Source organism: Rhodococcus sp. T2V (assembly GCF_029269925.1).
Classification (GTDB): Bacteria; Actinomycetota; Actinomycetes; order Mycobacteriales; family Mycobacteriaceae; genus Rhodococcus_F; species Rhodococcus_F koreensis.
In genome coordinates this window covers 110,054-127,182 of sequence record NZ_JARJBD010000006.1, presented here as the reverse complement: position 1 = coordinate 127,182, position 17,129 = coordinate 110,054, and the positions used below count along the sequence as shown (strand labels likewise).

Here is a 17,129-nt window from a genome sequence, read left to right as displayed (position 1 = left end):
GGGAGGCGGAGTTGTCCACAACTTTCCGTCCATCCACAGGCCAATTTCCGACCTGGGCTTTTCGACTGCGGACCGCTGCGCCCGGGGCAGGCTCGGACCCATGCGAACCGAAAGCTGGGCCGAAGACCTCCCCGGGACAACCGCTGCCGGCCGCGACGGAGTGGTCCGAGCGGCTGTCCTGGAACGGCTGGGGGTCGCCAAGGGCACCATCGCCGCGCGCTGCCGTGACGGTGGTCCCTGGCAGCGGATCCTCCCCGGCGTCGTCCTCCTGCACGACGGGCCACCGACGACGCTGCAGCGCAACCTGGCGGCGCTCGAATACGGCGGCCCGGACGCGCTCCTGTCGGGTCACGCCGCGCTGGCCGCGCTCGGCTACCCGTCGTCACCGCCCCGGAACGACGTGCTGCTGCTCATCCCGTCCACCCGGCATCGCCGGGACTGGTCGTACGTGAAGGTCGAGCGGACGCGGCACCTGCCCGCACCCGTCCACCGGGGGCTCCTGCGCCTCGCTCCGCCACCGCGCAGTCTTCTGGACGCCGGACGTCGCATGCTCACGGCTGACGCCTGTCACGCGCTCCTGACCGAGGGAATCCGGCGCGGCGACGTGACGGTAGACGAACTGGTCCGCGACATCGCACACGGCCCCGACCGCGGAAGCCACCTGCCGCGGGCAGTCCTGCGCGAACTGACGGAAGACGCGCATTCCGCCGTCCGGGTCCACGCGCGGAATGTGTATGCGACGAGCGAGCTTCCGCCGATGCGGCACGACGTGGACGTGCTGTCCGCCGCCGGGCTGTGGATCGCCCGACCCGACGGCTGGCTGGACGACGTCGCCGTCGCCTGGGAGATCGACTCGCCGAAGTACCACTTCTCACCCGAACTGCACGAGGCGACGAGGCAGCGGCGGGCACGGATGCACCGTGAGGGAATCGTCGTCGTGACACACCTGCCGGAGCAGCTCCGGGGCGACCCGTCGACCGTTCTCGCCGACCTGCGTGCCGCGTACACGCTGGCCGCGTCGCGTCCCCGGCCGCCGGTGTTCGTGCACACCGAGACGCACCTGCGGTCGGCATGACCGCCGATCGCAGGTGCGGGAACGAACTACAACGGCATCAGGTCGTGCTTGCGCGGATTGCGCTGCACCGCCTTGTCGCGCAGCATCGTCAGCGCCTTGCGGATCTCGAGACGGGTGGTGGCGGGCTCGATGACGGCGTCGATGTATCCGCGCTCCGCAGCGATGTACGGCGTCGCGATGTTCTCGTTGTAGAAGTTGATCAACTGCCGGCGGACGGCGGGCGCGTTCTCACCCGCGGCCTCGATCTGCCTGCGACCGATGAGGTCGACAGCGCCCTCGGCGCCCATCACCGCGATGCGGGCGGTCGGCCACGCGAAGTTGATGTCGGCGCCCAACTGCTTCGAGCCCATGACAGCGTAGGCGCCGCCGTAGGCCTTGCGGATCACGACGGTCACCTTCGGCACAGTGGCCGTCACGAACGCGAAGATGAACCGGCCACCGCGCTTGATGACACCGATCCGCTCCTGCTCGAGCCCGGGAAGGAATCCCGGGGTGTCGACCGCGAACACCAGCGGGATGTCGAAGGCGTCACAGATGCGGATGAAATGCGCGGCCTTGTCCGAGGCCTTCGCGTCCAGCGCACCCGCCGCGACCAGCGGCTGGTTCGCGATCACCCCGACCGTGCGGCCGTCGACGCGGGCGAAGCCGGTGATGATGTTCAGCGCCACCTGCCCGCCGATCTCGTGGAACTCGCCGTCGTCGAAGATCCGCAGCAGGATGTCGTGCATGTCGTAGCCGGCGTTGTCGGCGTCCGGGATGAACGTGTCCAGATCGCGGTCGGAGTCCGTGATCTCCGGTTCGAGACCCGGATTGACGACCGGCGGCTTCTCCATGCAACTCGACGGCAGGAAGCTCAGGTACTTGCGCACCCACTCGAACGCGGCCTTCTCGTCGGGCGCCACATGGTGCAGGTTGCCGTACTGGGCCTGGTTCCGGGCACCACCGAGTTCGTCGAGGCTGACGTCCTCGCCGGTGATCTTCCGGACCACCTCGGGCCCGGTGACGAACATGTACGACTCCTCGGTGGCCACCAGGACGTCGGTGTTGATCGGCGCGTACACCGCACCGCCCGCGCACTTGCCGAGAATCATCGAGATCTGCGGGCACATTCCCGACAGCGGCTCCTGCCGACGGCCCAGTTCCGCGTACCAGGCCAGCGACGTCACCGCGTCCTGAACCCGAGCTCCGCCGGAGTCGTTGATGCCGACACACGGGCAGCCGATCTTCGCGGCGAACTCCATGATCGCGGCGACCTTGCGGCCGAACATCTCGCCGACGGAACCACCGAACACGGTCTGATCGTGCGAGAACACCGCGACCGGGCGCCCCTCGACGGTCCCGTGGCCGGTGACGACGCCGTCGCTGTACAGCGCATTCGGGTCACCGGGCTGGCGCATCAGACCGCCGACCTCGATGAAACTCCCCGGGTCGAGGAGCATGTCGATGCGTTCGCGTGCGCTCGGAATGCCCTTCTTCGCGCGCTTGGCAATAGCCTGCTCGCCCGCGGGTTCCTTTGCCGTTTCCAGCTTTTCGCGCAGTTCGGCAAGCTTCTCTGCGGTCGTGGTGGTCACTGATGCGCTCCGGTTCCGGCGGCCTGGATCGCCGCCAGCTTCTTGGTGAGGTCGGCACCGACCTTCGCGATGTACGGCTCGTCGACGATCTGGATGTGATCGCCGCCCACGTGGATGATCTCCAGGTTCTTCACCGCGTCGCCCCAGCCGCCGTCCGGCTTCCGGGTCTTGAACGCGGGCTCCAGGTTCATCACGTCGTCGTGGTAGCGATCGGCCATGTACAGGACGACGTCGCCGTCGTACTGCTCGAGTTCGGCGGTCTGGATGGCACGGTTGTCGAGCCACGACGTCCGCTGGTGCTCGATGATTCCGCCCGGAATCTTGGTGCCACTCAGCTTGAGCAGTTCCGTCAGGATCTTGATCTGCTCCTCATCGCTCTCCGCCGCAGCGAGCTTGTCGTACGGCAGCGGGTAGTCGACGTTGTACGTCTTCTTCGCGAACGCCGCGTACCGCTGCCAGCGCTTACGGATCTCGTCGGGAGTGTCCTCGACCTTCTCCCCGGCCATGACCGTGTCGATCAGGCCGACGATCCGGACGTCCGCGCCCGACTCGCGCAGCAGCTTCGCCACCGCGTAGGCCAGCACACCGCCCAGCGACCAGCCGTACAGCACGTACGGCCCATCGCCCTGGATCTCGCGGATCAACGGCAGGTACTCCGCCGCCCGGACATCGATCGGCCCCTCGGTGCGCTCGAACCCGTACATCGGCGTGCCCTCGGGCAGACGCTTCAGCAGCGGCTCGTACGCGACCGTCGAACCACCGGCCGGGTGGAACACGAACACGGGGACGGCGTCGGATCCCTCCGGGCGAGCCCGCAGCGCGCGGACCAGCCCGTCGATCTTGCCGGAATCCTCGAGGAAACCGCGCACCACATTGGCCAGTTCCTCGATCGTGGTCGAGTCGAGGACGTCGTCGAACGTGATCTCGCCGTTCGCGCGCTCCGACAACCGGGCCGCCAGCTTCTCCGCCGTCTCGTCGTTCAGGATCGGCAGCGTGTTGAAGATGCCCTTGGCGGACTCGCCGGTGACGACGGCCCACGTGGCGAACGTCAGGCGCTCGGCCGCGTCGCGCGGCGGAACGTCGGTGGTGGTCGCGTCGGCGAACGCTTCCTTGCTGTCCACGGCGTTTTCCTCGGGCGCAGCCTCCGGGACAGGGGTGGCCGCGATGATCGCCTCGGCCTCCGCCTCCACGGACGTGTCCTCGGCGTCGAGCGGGGCCGCGGAATCACGGTCGGCCTCCGCGGCCTCTGCATCACGGTCGGCCTCCGCGGCCTCCGCATCACGGTCGGCCTCCGCGGCCTCCGCCGCTTCCTTCTCGGCCTTCTGCTGGTCCGCCAGCGCCTGCACCTCTTCGCGGTTCTCGACCGCGTAGCGCAGGTACTTGCCGACCTCCATCAGGTTCGCGTCCCGGACCGCCTGCAGCTGCAGCTGCGGGATGTCGAACTCGTACTCGACGCGGTTCTTGATGCGGACGGCCATCAGCGAATCGAGGCCCAGCTCGATGAGCGGGATCTCGGCGGGCAGGTCCTCCGGGGCGTAACCCATGGACTCGGCGACGATCAGCGCGAGACGGTCTTCGAGCGTCTGCGAACCGTTCGGGTCCCACTTCTCGCCGATGTCCTCGACGACCTCGGGCAGCTCCTCCACCGGCGACGTCGCCTGCACCGGCGCCGCACCAACATTCCCCGTCGCTTCGCTCGCCCCGACCACAGGCTCAGGCAATGCCTCACCGGACGTGACGGCGGCGTCGAACAGCAGCGTGAAACTCGCACCGCTCTTCGCGTGCACCTGCAGCGACGCGCCACCCGGATGCGGGTTGAGCGTGGTGGTGAGCGTTCCCTCGGCGGGCGCGTGGGCGTGCAGGACGGACGCGGCGAGCGTCACGTCCGACAGCACCTGCGACGCGGCGGCGGTGACCAGTGCGGGCAGGTCGGTGACCGCGCCGGCCTGGACCTCCCACACGTGGCGGCCGTCGGGCAGCGACACGTGCGCACCCGGGACACGGGTGTTGCCGCTGGAATCGATCCGGGTCTCCACCCAGTACGGCTTGCGGATCCACGCGGTGCGCGGAACGGCCGCGAAGTCGCCCTCCGGCAGCAGCGAGGACAGGTCGACGGCGTGCCCGTGGACGTACAGCTGCGCGAGCGCGGCGAGGACACCGAGCGGCTCGTCCTCCTTGCGCTTGAGCGTCTGGATGAGCTGCATGTCGTGCAGGCCGGCGTCGAACGCGGTGGCGGCCACGGACATCAGGGCCACCGGGTTGGGCGCCAGCTCCACGAACGTGGTGTGCCCGCTACCGACCGCGAGGCGGACGGCGTTGGTGAAGTACACGCTGTGGCGCAGGCCCTTGGTCCAGTACTCCTCGCGGTGGATCGGCTCGTGGCCGGCGCGGTAGTAGGTGTCCTTGTCGACGGACGAATACACGCCCAGCTTCAGCTTGGTCGGCTCGATGCCCGCCAGTTCCGCGGCCAGTTCGCCCAGCAGCGGGTCGACCTGCGAGGTGTGGCTGGCCCCCTTGGTCTTGAGGACGCGGGCCATCTTCTCCTCGCCCTCGGCCCGCGCGACGATGGCGTTGACCTCGGGTTCCGGGCCGCCGATGACGGTGTGCGTCGGGGCCGCATACACGCAGACCTCGAGGTGCGGGAAATCGGTGAGCACGGTCTCGATCTCGGATGCGCTGTATTCGACGAGCGCCATTAGACGGATGTCGTCGCCCTCGAGCGTGGCCTCGGCCTCACCCATCAGGCGGGACCGGGCGCAGATCACCCGCACCGCGTCCTCGAGCGGCAGACCGCCCGAGATGTACGCGGCGGCAGCCTCGCCCATCGAGTGGCCGACGACGGCCTCGGGCTCGGCGCCGTGATGACGCAGCAGCGCCGCCAGACCGATCTGGATGGTGAAGATGCCGACCTGCGAGGTCTCGACGTCGTAGTCGATCGCGTCGTCGAGGAACTTCTCCTTCATGGAGTAGCCGGCCTCGTCTTCGATCAGCGCGTCGACCTCGTCGATGGCCGCGGCGAACACCGGGTTCTCCAGGTACAGCTGCTTGGCCATCTTGCGGTGCTGCGAACCGAAGCCCGACAGAACCCAGACGGCGCCCTTCGACGACGGCGAGTCCGCGGTGAACACGCCCTGCCCGGGCTTGCCTGCGGCGACGGCGCGCAGACCGGTGACCGCCTCCGAGCGGGTCTTCGCCAGGACGACGGCCCGCGAGCGACCGTGGTTGCGGCGCGCGAGAGCGCGGGCGACGTCGGCGAGCGGGGTGGTGCTGCCCTCTTCGGTTTCCAGCCAGTCGGCCAGATCGGCGGCGGCCCGGCGACGACGCGACGGCAGCGCACCGGACACCGCGAGGACGACCGTCGGCTCGGTCTCGGCCACCGCGACCTCGGCCACCGCGACCTCGGCGGGCTCGGCCGTGCCGGCGGGCTCGGCGGTGTCGTCGACGGCAGGCCCGGTGTACTCGCGCACCACGACGTGGGCGTTGGTGCCACCGAAACCGAATCCGGACACACCGGCGACGGCCGCGCCCGTGTAGCGCGGCCACGCCGCACCCTCCGGAATGACCTGCAGGTGCGCCTTGTCGAACGCGATGTACGGGTTGGGTCCGGCGAAGTTCAGCGTCGGGGGAAGCGTGTCCTCCCGCATCGACAGCACGACCTTGATCAGACCCGCGGCGCCCGCGGCGGCCTCGAGGTGGCCGAAGTTGGTCTTGGCCGAGCCGAGCAGAGCGGGCTTGTCGTCGGCGCGTCCACGACCGACGACGCGTCCGAGTGCGTCCGCCTCGATGGGATCGCCGAGGATGGTGCCGGTGCCGTGCGCCTCGATGTAGTCGACGCCTGCCGGGTTGATGCCCGCGTCCCGGTAAGCGTGCCGCAGGACGTCGGCCTGCGCGTCCGGGTTCGGGGCCGCGAGACCGTTGGAACGGCCGTCCTGGTTGACGGCGCTACCGGCGATGACGGCGAAGATCTCGTCGCCGTCGCGCTCGGCGTCCTCGAGGCGCTTGAGGACGACGAGACCGCCGCCCTCCGCGCGGATCATGCCGTCGGCGTCGGAGGAGAACGCCTTGATGCGGCCGTTGGGGGCCATCACACCCAGCTGGTCGAAGCCCAGCGTGGCGGGCGGCGCGACGAGCATGTTGACGCCGCCGGCGAGCGCGAGATCCGACTCACCGGACCGCAGAGAGCGCACCGCCTGGTGCACCGCGACGAGCGAGGACGAGCAGGCCGTGTCGAGGGCGATGGACGGTCCGCGGAAGTCGTAGAAGTACGACACCCGGTTGGCGACGATGGACGTCGACGTGCCGGTCAGCGCGTACGGGTGCGCGTGGACGGGGTCGCTGACGGCGAGCAACTGGTAGTCGTTGGCCGAGCTGCCGATGAACACACCGACCTGCTCGCCCTTGAGGTCGCTGGCCGGGATGCGGGCGTGCTCGAGGGCCTCCCACGTCAGTTCCATCGCGAGGCGCTGCTGCGGGTCGACGTTCGCGACCTCCAGCGGGGACATCGCGAAGAACTCCGCGTCGAACGTCTTCACGTCGTCGAGGTAGCCGCCCTGCGTGTTGGCCTTCTCCACGGCGGCCTTGATCTGCGGGTCGGAGGTGAACTCCTCCCAGCGGCCCTCGGGCAGGTCGGAGATGCCGTCGCGACCCTCCGCGAGCATCTGCCACATCTCGGCGGGAGTCGTGCCCGCGCCCGGGAAGCGTGCGGCCAGGCCCACGATCGCGATGTCGTGCGCGTCCGACGTCGGCGCCGACGCGTAGTAGGCCGCGTCGGCCGAGTCGTCGGGCTGCTCGGGTTCGCCCTCGATGATGCGGGTGGCGAGCGACGCGATGGTGGGGTGCTGGTAGGCGACCGTCGCGGTGAGCGTGACTCCGACCAGCTCCTCGATCTCGCCGCTCAGTGCGACGGCGTCACGCGACGACAGACCGAACTCTTCCATCGGGCGGTCGTCGGTGATCTGACCGACCGGTTGCCCGGTTGCGTCGGCAATCCAGTTGCGCAGCCAGTCGCGCAGCTGTGCGACCGTCATGTCACCTGTGCTGCCGGTGACATTCCCCGTCGCTTCGCTCGCCCCGACCCGGTCATCATCTTTTTCAGCCATCAACTCACCAAGCTACCCGTCAGGAAGTGGACTATTCGGAAACGCTATCGGGGAAGGCCGTCTGCGTGTATCCGCCGCGCAGGGTCCCCTCGATGTAGCTCGCCTTGCACGCGCGGCGGGCGATCTTGCCGCTCGACGTGCGAGGAATCGAGCCCGCGGGCACCAGCAGGATGTCGCGCGCCGTGACCCCGTGCCTGGTCGACAGCGCGGCCCGCACCGTGTCGGCGACGGGCTGCGGGTCGGCCTTGCCGGCACCCGGTGCGCGTTCGGCCACGATCACGAGCTGCTCGGAGGAATCGTCCGCGTCGTAGTTCAGACCCGAGTGCGTGTTCTCGAACACGACGGCCGGCAGCTGGTTGGCAGGGACCGCGAACGCGGCCACGAAGCCGGGGCGCAGCGCGGTGCTGGCCTCCTGCGCCGAGAACTCGAGGTCCTGCGGGTAATGGTTGCGGCCGTCGACGATCACGAGGTCCTTGACGCGGCCCGTGATGAACAGCTCACCGTCGATGTACACGCCGTAGTCGCCGGTACGCATCCAGTTGGCGTCCGCGGACGTACCCTCCGCGTGGCTGCCCTCGGCGAGCCGGTTGGTGAGCTTGTTGTGGAACGTCTCCGCGGTCTCGTCGGTGCGTCCCCAGTAGCCGATGCCGATGTTCTCGCCGTGCAGCCAGATCTCACCGACCCGGTCGTCGGGCTGCTCCATGCGCGACTCCGGGTCGACGATGGCGGCCCACTGGCTGCGCGCGACGTAACCGCAGGACACCTGCGGGATGGCGTTCTCGGCGTCCTGGTCCACCTTCACGACGCGACCGGCGTTGAGCTCGTCGCGATCGACGTAGATGACGCGGGCCTCGTCCGAGTGCCGGGTGGAGGACACGAACAGCGTGGCCTCGGCCATGCCGTACGAGGGCTTGATCGCCGTCTTCGGCAGGCCGTACGGCGCGAACGCCTCGTTGAACTTGCGCATCGACGATGTGGTGACCGGCTCGCTGCCGTTGATGAGGCCGATCACGTTGCTCAGGTCGAGGCTCTCGCCGCTCTTCGGCAGGCCGCGGGCGGCCGCGTGCTCGAACGCGAAGTTGGGTGCGGCCGCGAACGTGCCTGCGCCGTCCGACACCGCGGCCAGTTCCTTGATCCACCGGTACGGCCGCTGCACGAATGCGCGCGGACTCATGATGGTGATGTACTTGCCGCCGAGGGCGGGCAGGATGACGGTCAGCAGCCCCATGTCGTGGAACAGCGGCAGCCAGGTGACGCCGCGCGAGTTCTCGTTCAGCTCGATGGAGTCGACCATCTGCAGCGCGTTCGTGCCGACGGCGCGGTGCGTGATCTCCACACCGGCGGGCACCCGCGTCGAGCCGGACGTGTACTGCAGGTACGCGATGTCGTCGAGATCGATCTCGGGACGCACCCAGGACTCGCCGACGCTGTCGGGGATGGCGTCGACGGCGATGATCCGGGGGCGCTCGGCGGCGGGGAGGGACCGGAAGAACTGTCGAACACCCGCGGCGGAGGAGGTGGCCGTGAGGATGGCGGCAGGCTTGCAGTCACCGAGGACGGCGTGCAGACGGTCGGTGTGGCCGGGTTCGTCGGGGTCGAACAGCGGCACCGAAATCGCTCCGGCGTGGATGGCGGCGAAGAAGGAGATGACGTAGTCGAGACCCTGCGGCGCCAGGACCGCGACACGGTCGCCGGGCTTGGTGACCTGCTGGAGGCGCGCCGCAACGGCACGCAGCCGGTGGCCGAACTGTTCCCAGGTCAGCTCCTGCGCTTCGCCGTCTCTGTCCCGCGAATAGTCGATGTAGCGGTATGCCAGCTCGTCCGAGTTCTCCCGGGTGTGCCGCTGGACGTAGTCGACCAGCGTGCTTCCCGAGTCGAGCCTGATGTGGCCCGTCTCGTCGATAAAATCATCGAACTTCGCGTTCATTCCATCTCCTCCGAAGCGATCACACAGGCATGCCACCGGCATGACTGCGCCCCAGACTTCCTTCGCCGAATCGGATCTTGTAAAACTCGTGGGAAACGACGTAACACGCCACTCACCCGAATAAGTTCATCGATTCCAAACCATCGATATGTTACAGATTGGCATCGCCGCCCTCGGTACGCTGCGTCTACTCGCCCTTCAGTTGCGAGATGATCGGCGCGAACGCATCCATCTGTGTGGGGAACACACCGACGTAGGACATTGTCGTCTTTTCTCGCACCATACGGATCTGATCGGCGATCTCCTCGAAGCTGCCGATCGCGAGATACGGCGAGCTCAGGATGTCTTCGACGGACAGCTTGGTGTCGACCTCGATGTTGGGCGGGAAGCCCTGGTCGAGTGCTGCGAGCGCCATCTCGGCGGTCTGCTCACGGTCGTCGGTGATGACGATGGTGGTGATCGTCCAGTTCAGTTCGATGTCGTCGAACCGGTCACCGGCGGCTTCCCGGATCCGGTCGACGCGCTCCATCGTCTTCTCGAGCGTGACACCCGACAGGAGGAGCTTGCCTTCCTTGCTGGTCGGCGTCGCCACGGAGATGATGTCGGCGTACTTGGCGGCGAGCGCCAGCATCTTGGGGCCGCCGCCGCCGACGGCGATCGGGGGCCGCGGACCCTGCCGCGGCCGCGGGCTGCCCGTCAGGCCCTTGATCTGGTAGTACTTGCCGTCGAAGTTGCACTCCTGGCCGCGCAGCAGCACGTCGAGAATCTGCAGGGTCTCCTCGAGCTTGGCGATCCGGACGCCCGGGCGCTCGTAGTCGATGCCGCCCTTGTCGAATTCTTCCTTCATCCAGCCTGCGCCGATGCCGAGTTCGAGGCGGCCACCCGACAGCACGTCGATGGTGGCGGCGTCCTTGGCGAGGATCGCCGGATGCCGGAAGCCGTTGGCGAGGACGGCGGTGCCGAGCCGGATCTTGTCCGTCGCGATCGCGAGCGCGCCGAGCGCGGCGATCGGCCCCACCTGGTTGCCCAGGTGGTCGGGGATCATGAAGCTGTCGAACCCGAGTTCCTCGGCCTTCTGCGCAAGCTTGACGAACCGACGCGCGCCGCCCTCGTCCGCGTTGCCCTCTCCGCCTGCCGCGAATCGGAACTTACGCAACGAGCTGGCGTCGGAACTCATGAATAGCTTCTCCTGTGGTGTAACGCCCCCGTTCAGGACGTGAACATCGGTGGGTCGGGCACGGGTGGTGCCGCAACAGTGCAGCACTCTACCGGTGCCGGGAAACGCACACTACCGGCGAGTACGCGTCGCGGCCATCTGTTCGGGACGATTCACGGCACACCGACCACGGTGAACCCATCCGCCACAAATCAACTGTGGGCCGGGGTCGGGGCGGCCTCTATCTTCTCGGCTGCCCAACCGGCGATCCACTGCGTGGCCGTCGTGCCGGAGTCGTCGACGACGTACGAGTTGTACATCGCGTGGACCGGGTTGTTGTTGTACTCGAGAAGACGCAGCCCGCTGCCGATCCAGTTGCTCGGCTTCAGCGCCTGCGCCGGCGCGTCGCAGATCCCGTCCGTCGGGGCGCAGATCTCGACCGCACGGTCGGTGAGATCACCGAAACCGCCGGGCCGCTGACCGGTCATCGTGATGCCCGGGATCTGCAGACCGGCCAGGGACAGTTCGGCTCCCACACCGGTGACCGGCTGCCCGACGTTCGTCGCTGCGGCCGGGTCGCGACGACCATCGGCGATGAGCCCGACACCCAGCACCAGGTCTGCCGGAACAGGGCCGTCACCTGCGCCGATGCTCGAAGCGACGTCGCCGGCGATGACCGCGCCCTGGGAGAAGCCGGTGAGCAGGAAGCTGGTCAGCGGGCACTCGGCGTGCCGGCGGATCAGGATGTCGTTGGTGGCGGCGGTGCCGGCGCCGCGGCTGTTGTTGTACGACTGCTGCCCGTCCGGCGGGAACGCGACCGGGTTGGAGAACTGCGCGACGTACGGAACCGTGTACACGTCGGCGCGCGAGGACTCGAACTGCTCCTGCAGCGGCCGCGACACGTTGAGCATCAGCGACGCCGGGTTGGCCGTCGGGTTGTACGGGTCGTCGGTGGCGCTGGACTCCCACGTGCCCGGGACGACGACCACCTGGACGTCGGGACAGCTCGCCGGCTGAGCATTGGGACGCTCGGGACCGGGCGGCGTCGGGATCGGTTTGGGAAGCCGCCCGGCGAGCAGATACCAGAGCGCGATCACTGCGACGAGAATCACCAGCAGGACCACGATCAGCACCAGCAGTGTGCGCAGGAGGCTGCTCTTCTTCTTCCGCGTTCCGCGCCCGGTCACCGACATCGGCGTCTACTTGCAGTAGGTCGCGTGGGCGACGTCCATGTAGGTCATGGCGTTGGCCGTCGCCTGCTCCTGGGTCAGTTCCTTCCCCGCAGCGGACGCCTCGGTGCCGACCATCGCTGTGACGAACACCATCGTCTCGGGGTCGCTCTTGCCCTCGGCCTTGGCCTGGCAGATGAAGTCCGCGGTGCTCACGGCCATGGTGCCGTCGGCGGCGGGCTCGAGGCCCTTGGCCTTCAGCGCGTCGAGGAACTTCTGGCCGTCGGCGCTGACCGGGACCTCGCTGGGGCCGGGGAAGTCGCCCGGAACTTCCTCGGGCTGCGCCGGCGGCGCGGTGGCCGCCTCGCCGGGGCTCGTCACCGGTGCGGAGGCCGACGCGGAAGCGCTCGCGCTGGGTGCGGCGGACGCCGAACTCTCTGCGGAACTGGACGCGGCCGCGGACGTCGTGGTCGCGCTGGTGGACGGGTTGGACGTCGCCGTGGAGTCGTCGCTACCGCACCCGACCAACAATCCGCTCGCTGCGACGGCGAGCGCGCCTACCGCGATCGACCGTCGGAAGGTGGTGCTGATACGTGAGTGCTGCGGCATCTATTTCCGTCCTTGCTTTCCAAGTCGTTGTCTCTCGACAGGGTACAGACGCAGATCGGGCGGAAACCTGGTCCGCCGGACCCGGCCCCGCCCGCTCGCGTGAGATTTCTAGTACGGTCCGGCCATCAGTGAATCTCGGCCTTGTTGTCGATCACTGTGACGTAACCGGTCTGGAAGTTCTGCTGGACGCCACCGGGAATGGCGAACTTGTCGCTGATCGGGAACCCGAGCCGGCCGCCCTCGTAGCCTGCGCTCTTCCAGGCGTCGAAGATCGGTCCGTTCTCGACGGCCCAGGCGCCCGACAGCGGACTCCAGTAGATGTTGCCGCCCTCGAACTGGTTGAACCGGCCGCCGTCCTTGACGGGGATCTCGCTGGTCTTCGGGAAGCCGAGCCAGCCGCCCTCGTAACCGAGTTCGGCGTACTTGCCCATGATCATGCCCTGCACGCGGTGGGTGCCGTTCGCGGGACTGAAGTACATGGCGCCGATCTCGAAGCCCTGCACTGCGCCGTCCTTGCCGGGCGTGGGAACTTCCTCGGCCACCGGGTACCCGAGCGGTCCGGCCTCCCAGCCCTGCCGTGCCCACTCGTCCCGGATCGCGCCGCGGACGGCGTGCGCCCCGGTCTGCGGCGACCAGTAGACGGACCCGCGCTCGAAGTGGTTGAAGCGACCACGTCCGTCGGGGGTGGCCAGTTCGGGCGTCGTCGGGTAGCCGAGCGGCCCGCCCGGACCGCCGGTCGCCTGGTAGACGCCACCGATGGCGCCGGCCACCGGCTGCGCGCCCGTGTCGGACTTGACGAAGATCCGGCCGTTGCGGAAGTCCTGGACCGTTCCGCCCGCGAGGCTGTACTCGGGGGTCAGGCAGTCGCCGATCCACGGGTTCGCGCCTGCGACACCGGCGATGGACCCACCGGTGGTGCACACCGGCTTCTCGGGTTCGACGTCGACGGCGCCGGCGAGCTGCGGCCACAGCTGGTGGAGTTCGAATTGCCAGTACGGCCACGAGTGCGTGCCGGACGGCCGGTAGTTGACCTGGGCGGGGATGCCCAGCTTGTTGAGCTTGGTCGCGAACGTCTGGGACGTGAGCCGGCTGAGGATCTCGAGCCCCATGCCCGCGTAATTGGTGCTGACGCCGGGGATTCCGGACGGCTGGTCGTACGGACCCGTGGTTCCGCTGCCGCTGGAGATGTACAGGCTGACGCCCTTGAGTTTGTCGGCCAGCAGGTACGGGTCGTGTTCCTCCCACGCGGAGCTGGTCGGCGGACCCCACATCGCGTCCGCGTCGAATCCGCCCGCGTCGCTCATCGCGTATGCGACGGCCTGCGGCATGCCGAGCGCCGTGGTGGTGAGCATGCCCGACAGCGACGCGGCGAACTTGAAGAAGCCCTGGTTGCGGGCGGCGAGGAACATTGCGGACGTGCCACCCATCGACAGTCCGACGACGCCGCGAGTCTTCGTGGTGCGCCAGTCGCTTTCGAGGATCGGGGGCAGTTCCTTCGTGAGGAACGTCTCCCACTGGTAGTTCTGACCGTTGTCCTGGGCCACCCAGTCGGAGTAGAAGCTGGACTGGCCGCCGACCGGGAGGACGACGTTGATGTTCTTGTCGGCGAAGAACGATTCGGCGTCGGTCTCGAGCGTCCAGCCGTTTTCGTTGTCCTGCGCGCGGAGGCCGTCGAGCATGTAGACGGACGGGAACTTCTCCGTCGGCTTCGAGTTCCAGTCCCGCGCCAGCAGCATCTGCACCTGGATCGGCACACCCATCGACGGAGAGTTGATCCAGATCGCCACGCGACGGTCGGTGAGCCAGTCGACGTGATGGATCGTCGCGCCGCCCGGGGCCTGGGTGGCCACCGGGGCCTGCGCGGCGACGGGCGCAGCCGAGACGGTGGCGGTCTGGGTGAACCCGACCGCCACCGGCACCACGAGCACAGCGGCAAGCGAGGCGAGCGCGCGCCTTCGAACGTTTCCGGTCGACGAACGCTGACGTTCTGCCCTGAACAGGCCTACTCGCATGACGTTCACTCTCTCTCTGCGCGTCGAGGCCAACACGGAGCACGGCCTCGCGTTCCGGTTCTTTCTACACGCAAACAACAGACGAGTGGGAGTGCCGCGCTGTTACAGCTGGTGCAATTGTTACTTCCGAGCTAGCCGATCGTGTTGCCGAGATCCCCGGCCAGATCGTGGATCTGCTGCTGCCAGTAGCGCCACGTGTGGATGCCGCGCGGCGGGAAGCTGTAGGTGACGTTCTTCGCGCCGAGGGTCGCCATCTTGACCTGGAAGGCACGCGTGTTCGCCAGCGACAGCGCCTCGAGGCTCGCGCCGGTGCTCGCGTTGAACACGTCCATGACACCGGTCGGTGCGGCTCCGCCGGGGGCGGGGATGCCGTTGGCGGCCGACACCCACAGGCGGGTGTTGTTGTCGCGAAGCTTGTTCGCGAACACGAACGGGTCGTTGCGCAGCCACGCCGGGTTCCACGGCGGGCCCCACATGGCGTCGACGTTGTAGCGGCCGGCGTCGAGCATCGCGACGCGGATCGCCTCACGCATGCCGGGAGCCGAGATGTTCAGGTAGCCCGACAGCGAGCCCGCGTAGTTGAACTGCTCCGGGTGGTAGGCGGCGAGCGTCAGGGCGGCGCTGCCACCCATCGACAGGCCGATGACGCCGTTGCGGGTGGGCTGGAAGCCGAGGCGGTTCGCCAGTGCGTCGCGCAGTTCCTCGGTGAGGAACGTCTCCCACTTGTACGGGGTCTTCTGGCCGTTGAAGTTCGAGTTCGACAACCAGTCGGAGTAGAAGCTGGACTGTCCGCCGACCGGCTGGACGACGTTGATGTTCTGCGAGGCGAGGAACGGGCCCGCGTCGGTGTTGACTTCCCAGCCGCTCAGGTCGTCCTGCGCGCGCAGACCGTCGAGGAGGTAGACGACCCGGTTGGTGTTGCCGTCAGCGGCCCGCCAGATGCGGCTCTTGATCGGACCCATGGAGGAGTCGACCCAGAAGTCCTGCGCCGCGGGGTCGAAGGCTGCGGATGCGGTTGCGCCGCCGCCCACCATGGTCACGCCCAGTGGCAGTGCGACCGCCAGAGCAATTGCGGCGGCGGTACGCCTGGCCCATCCGCTTGTTCTCGTCGAACCCCCAACTCGCATGAACTCGTCTTCCCTCCGCTTGATGCGTCTCGCGCCGCGGCCGCGGCAACCTCTCGATAACTTTCGTGAAAATCTCACGTACAGACGCCACCCGCGCAGCGCTCGCTGCGCGGGTGGCGTCTCGACGGGATCACCTTACTGACAAAAGGACCCGTTGTGCACTCCCGGGGGGAACGGATTCCGAGGTTTTCCTCTCACCCTCCGATCCGGGACCGTGCACTTCAGAACGCACGAGCGCCGCCCCGCCGGTGAGGCGGGGCGGCATTCGCCACGAATGTGGTGGCGTCTAGATCACCAGGCGCCCAGCGTGTCCAGGATCTGGCCGCGGGCCTTCCACAGCTCGGCACCCCAGTACGGCCACGAGTGCGTGCCGTTGGCCGGGAAGTCGAAGGTGGCCGGCACACCGAGGCTGGCCAGACGCACCTGGAAGGCGCGGGTGTTGGCCAGGGCGAGGGCCTCGAGACCCATGCCGTTCGCGGTGTTGTAGTAGTCGATCGGCGCGCGCGGGTGATCGAATTCACCGGGCAGGCCGCTGGCGGCCGAGATGAACATCGACAGGCCGTTCAGGCGCGGGGCGAAGACGAACGGGTCGTTGCGCAGCCACGCCGGGTTCCACGGCGGGCCCCACATGGCGTCGACGTTGTAGCGGCCGGCGTCGAGCATCGCGACGCGGATCGCCTCACGCATGCCGGGAGCCGAGATGTTCAGGTAGCCCGACAGCGAACCGGCGAACTTGAACTGGTCGCGGTGGTACGCGGCGAGCGTCAGGGCGGCGCTGCCACCCATCGACAGGCCGAGGACGGCGTTGTTGGTGCGCGAGACACCGTAATTGGCCAGGAAGTCGGGCAGTTCCTGGGTCAGGAACGTCTCCCACTTGTAGGTGACGGGCTGACCGTTGAAGTTGCTCGCCGAGTACCAGTCCGAGTAGAAGCTGGACTCGCCACCGACGGGCATGACCAGGGTCACGTTGTCGTTGCGGTACTGGTCGAACGCGTTGGTCTCGAAGCTCCATGCGTTGCGGTCGTTGCGGGCGCGCAGTCCGTCGAGCAGGTACAGCGCGGAGCTACCGCCGCGGGCCGCCCATTGGACCTGGACCTTGATCGGCCCCATGGAAGAGGGAACCCACAGTTCCTCGTAGCCACCGGCCGGCGCGGTCTTGGCGGGCCCCGCGTGCGTCGGTGCTGCTGCAGCAACGGCTCCACCAGCGATTCCTGCGCCTACAGGCAGTACCAGTGCGACGGCGCCGATGGCCATCGCACGCTGCTTGAGGCGCTGAGACAACCTCGGTCTGGCAAAACGCATGAATACTGCTCACTCTCTTCGTCTGCGGACTCCGCCAACTGGGCGGCTCCGGCGGATTCCGTCGGGGAACAGGCGACCTGCC

General features: G+C 68.2%; 10 protein-coding genes. 1 reads left to right on the top strand and 9 read right to left on the bottom strand.

Annotation, left to right across the window (positions count from 1 at the left end; genetic code table 11):
• The first annotated feature begins 100 nt into the window (after positions 1-100).
• On the top strand, positions 101-1,075 hold the full coding sequence (locus P3H15_RS08090) for a hypothetical protein (protein ID WP_276136732.1): 975 nt from the start codon (positions 101-103) through the stop codon (positions 1,073-1,075).
• 26 nt (positions 1,076-1,101) lie between these two features.
• On the opposite strand, the gene P3H15_RS08085 is transcribed toward P3H15_RS08090, so the two are convergent.
• The 9 genes from P3H15_RS08085 to P3H15_RS08045 form a co-directional block, all read right to left on the bottom strand.
• Complete coding sequence (locus tag P3H15_RS08085) at positions 1,102-2,646, bottom strand: acyl-CoA carboxylase subunit beta (protein WP_276136731.1); 1,545 nt, start codon at positions 2,644-2,646, stop codon at positions 1,102-1,104.
• Complete coding sequence (gene pks13, locus P3H15_RS08080) at positions 2,643-7,673, bottom strand: polyketide synthase Pks13 (protein ID WP_276136730.1); 5,031 nt, start codon at positions 7,671-7,673, stop codon at positions 2,643-2,645. The genes P3H15_RS08085 and pks13 overlap by 4 nt, the downstream gene beginning before the upstream one ends.
• Before the next feature lie 103 nt (positions 7,674-7,776).
• A complete protein-coding gene (gene fadD32, locus P3H15_RS08075; protein ID WP_276136729.1) occupies positions 7,777-9,672 on the bottom strand; it encodes a long-chain-fatty-acid--AMP ligase FadD32 in 1,896 nt (631 codons plus the stop codon).
• Positions 9,673-9,859: 187 nt separating this feature from the next.
• On the bottom strand, positions 9,860-10,849 hold the full coding sequence (locus P3H15_RS08070; RefSeq protein WP_009477140.1) for an LLM class F420-dependent oxidoreductase: 990 nt from the start codon (positions 10,847-10,849) through the stop codon (positions 9,860-9,862).
• Between the two features lie 191 nt (positions 10,850-11,040).
• Positions 11,041-12,021, bottom strand: a complete 981-nt coding sequence (locus P3H15_RS08065; RefSeq protein ID WP_276136728.1) for a cutinase family protein — start codon at positions 12,019-12,021, stop codon at positions 11,041-11,043.
• Between the two features lie 6 nt (positions 12,022-12,027).
• Entirely contained in the window at positions 12,028-12,606 is a 579-nt protein-coding gene (locus P3H15_RS08060) for a DUF732 domain-containing protein (RefSeq protein WP_276136727.1), read from the bottom strand.
• 125 nt (positions 12,607-12,731) lie between these two features.
• The gene (locus P3H15_RS08055; protein ID WP_276136726.1) at positions 12,732-14,618 is read right to left on the bottom strand and encodes an alpha/beta hydrolase-fold protein; all 1,887 of its coding nucleotides are present in this window, start codon (positions 14,616-14,618) and stop codon (positions 12,732-12,734) included.
• Between the two features lie 131 nt (positions 14,619-14,749).
• On the bottom strand, positions 14,750-15,745 hold the full coding sequence (locus P3H15_RS08050) for an alpha/beta hydrolase family protein (protein ID WP_276136725.1): 996 nt from the start codon (positions 15,743-15,745) through the stop codon (positions 14,750-14,752).
• 291 nt (positions 15,746-16,036) lie between these two features.
• Entirely contained in the window at positions 16,037-17,047 is a 1,011-nt protein-coding gene (locus tag P3H15_RS08045) for an alpha/beta hydrolase family protein (RefSeq protein WP_276136724.1), read from the bottom strand.
• Between the last annotated feature and the right edge of the window lie 82 nt (positions 17,048-17,129).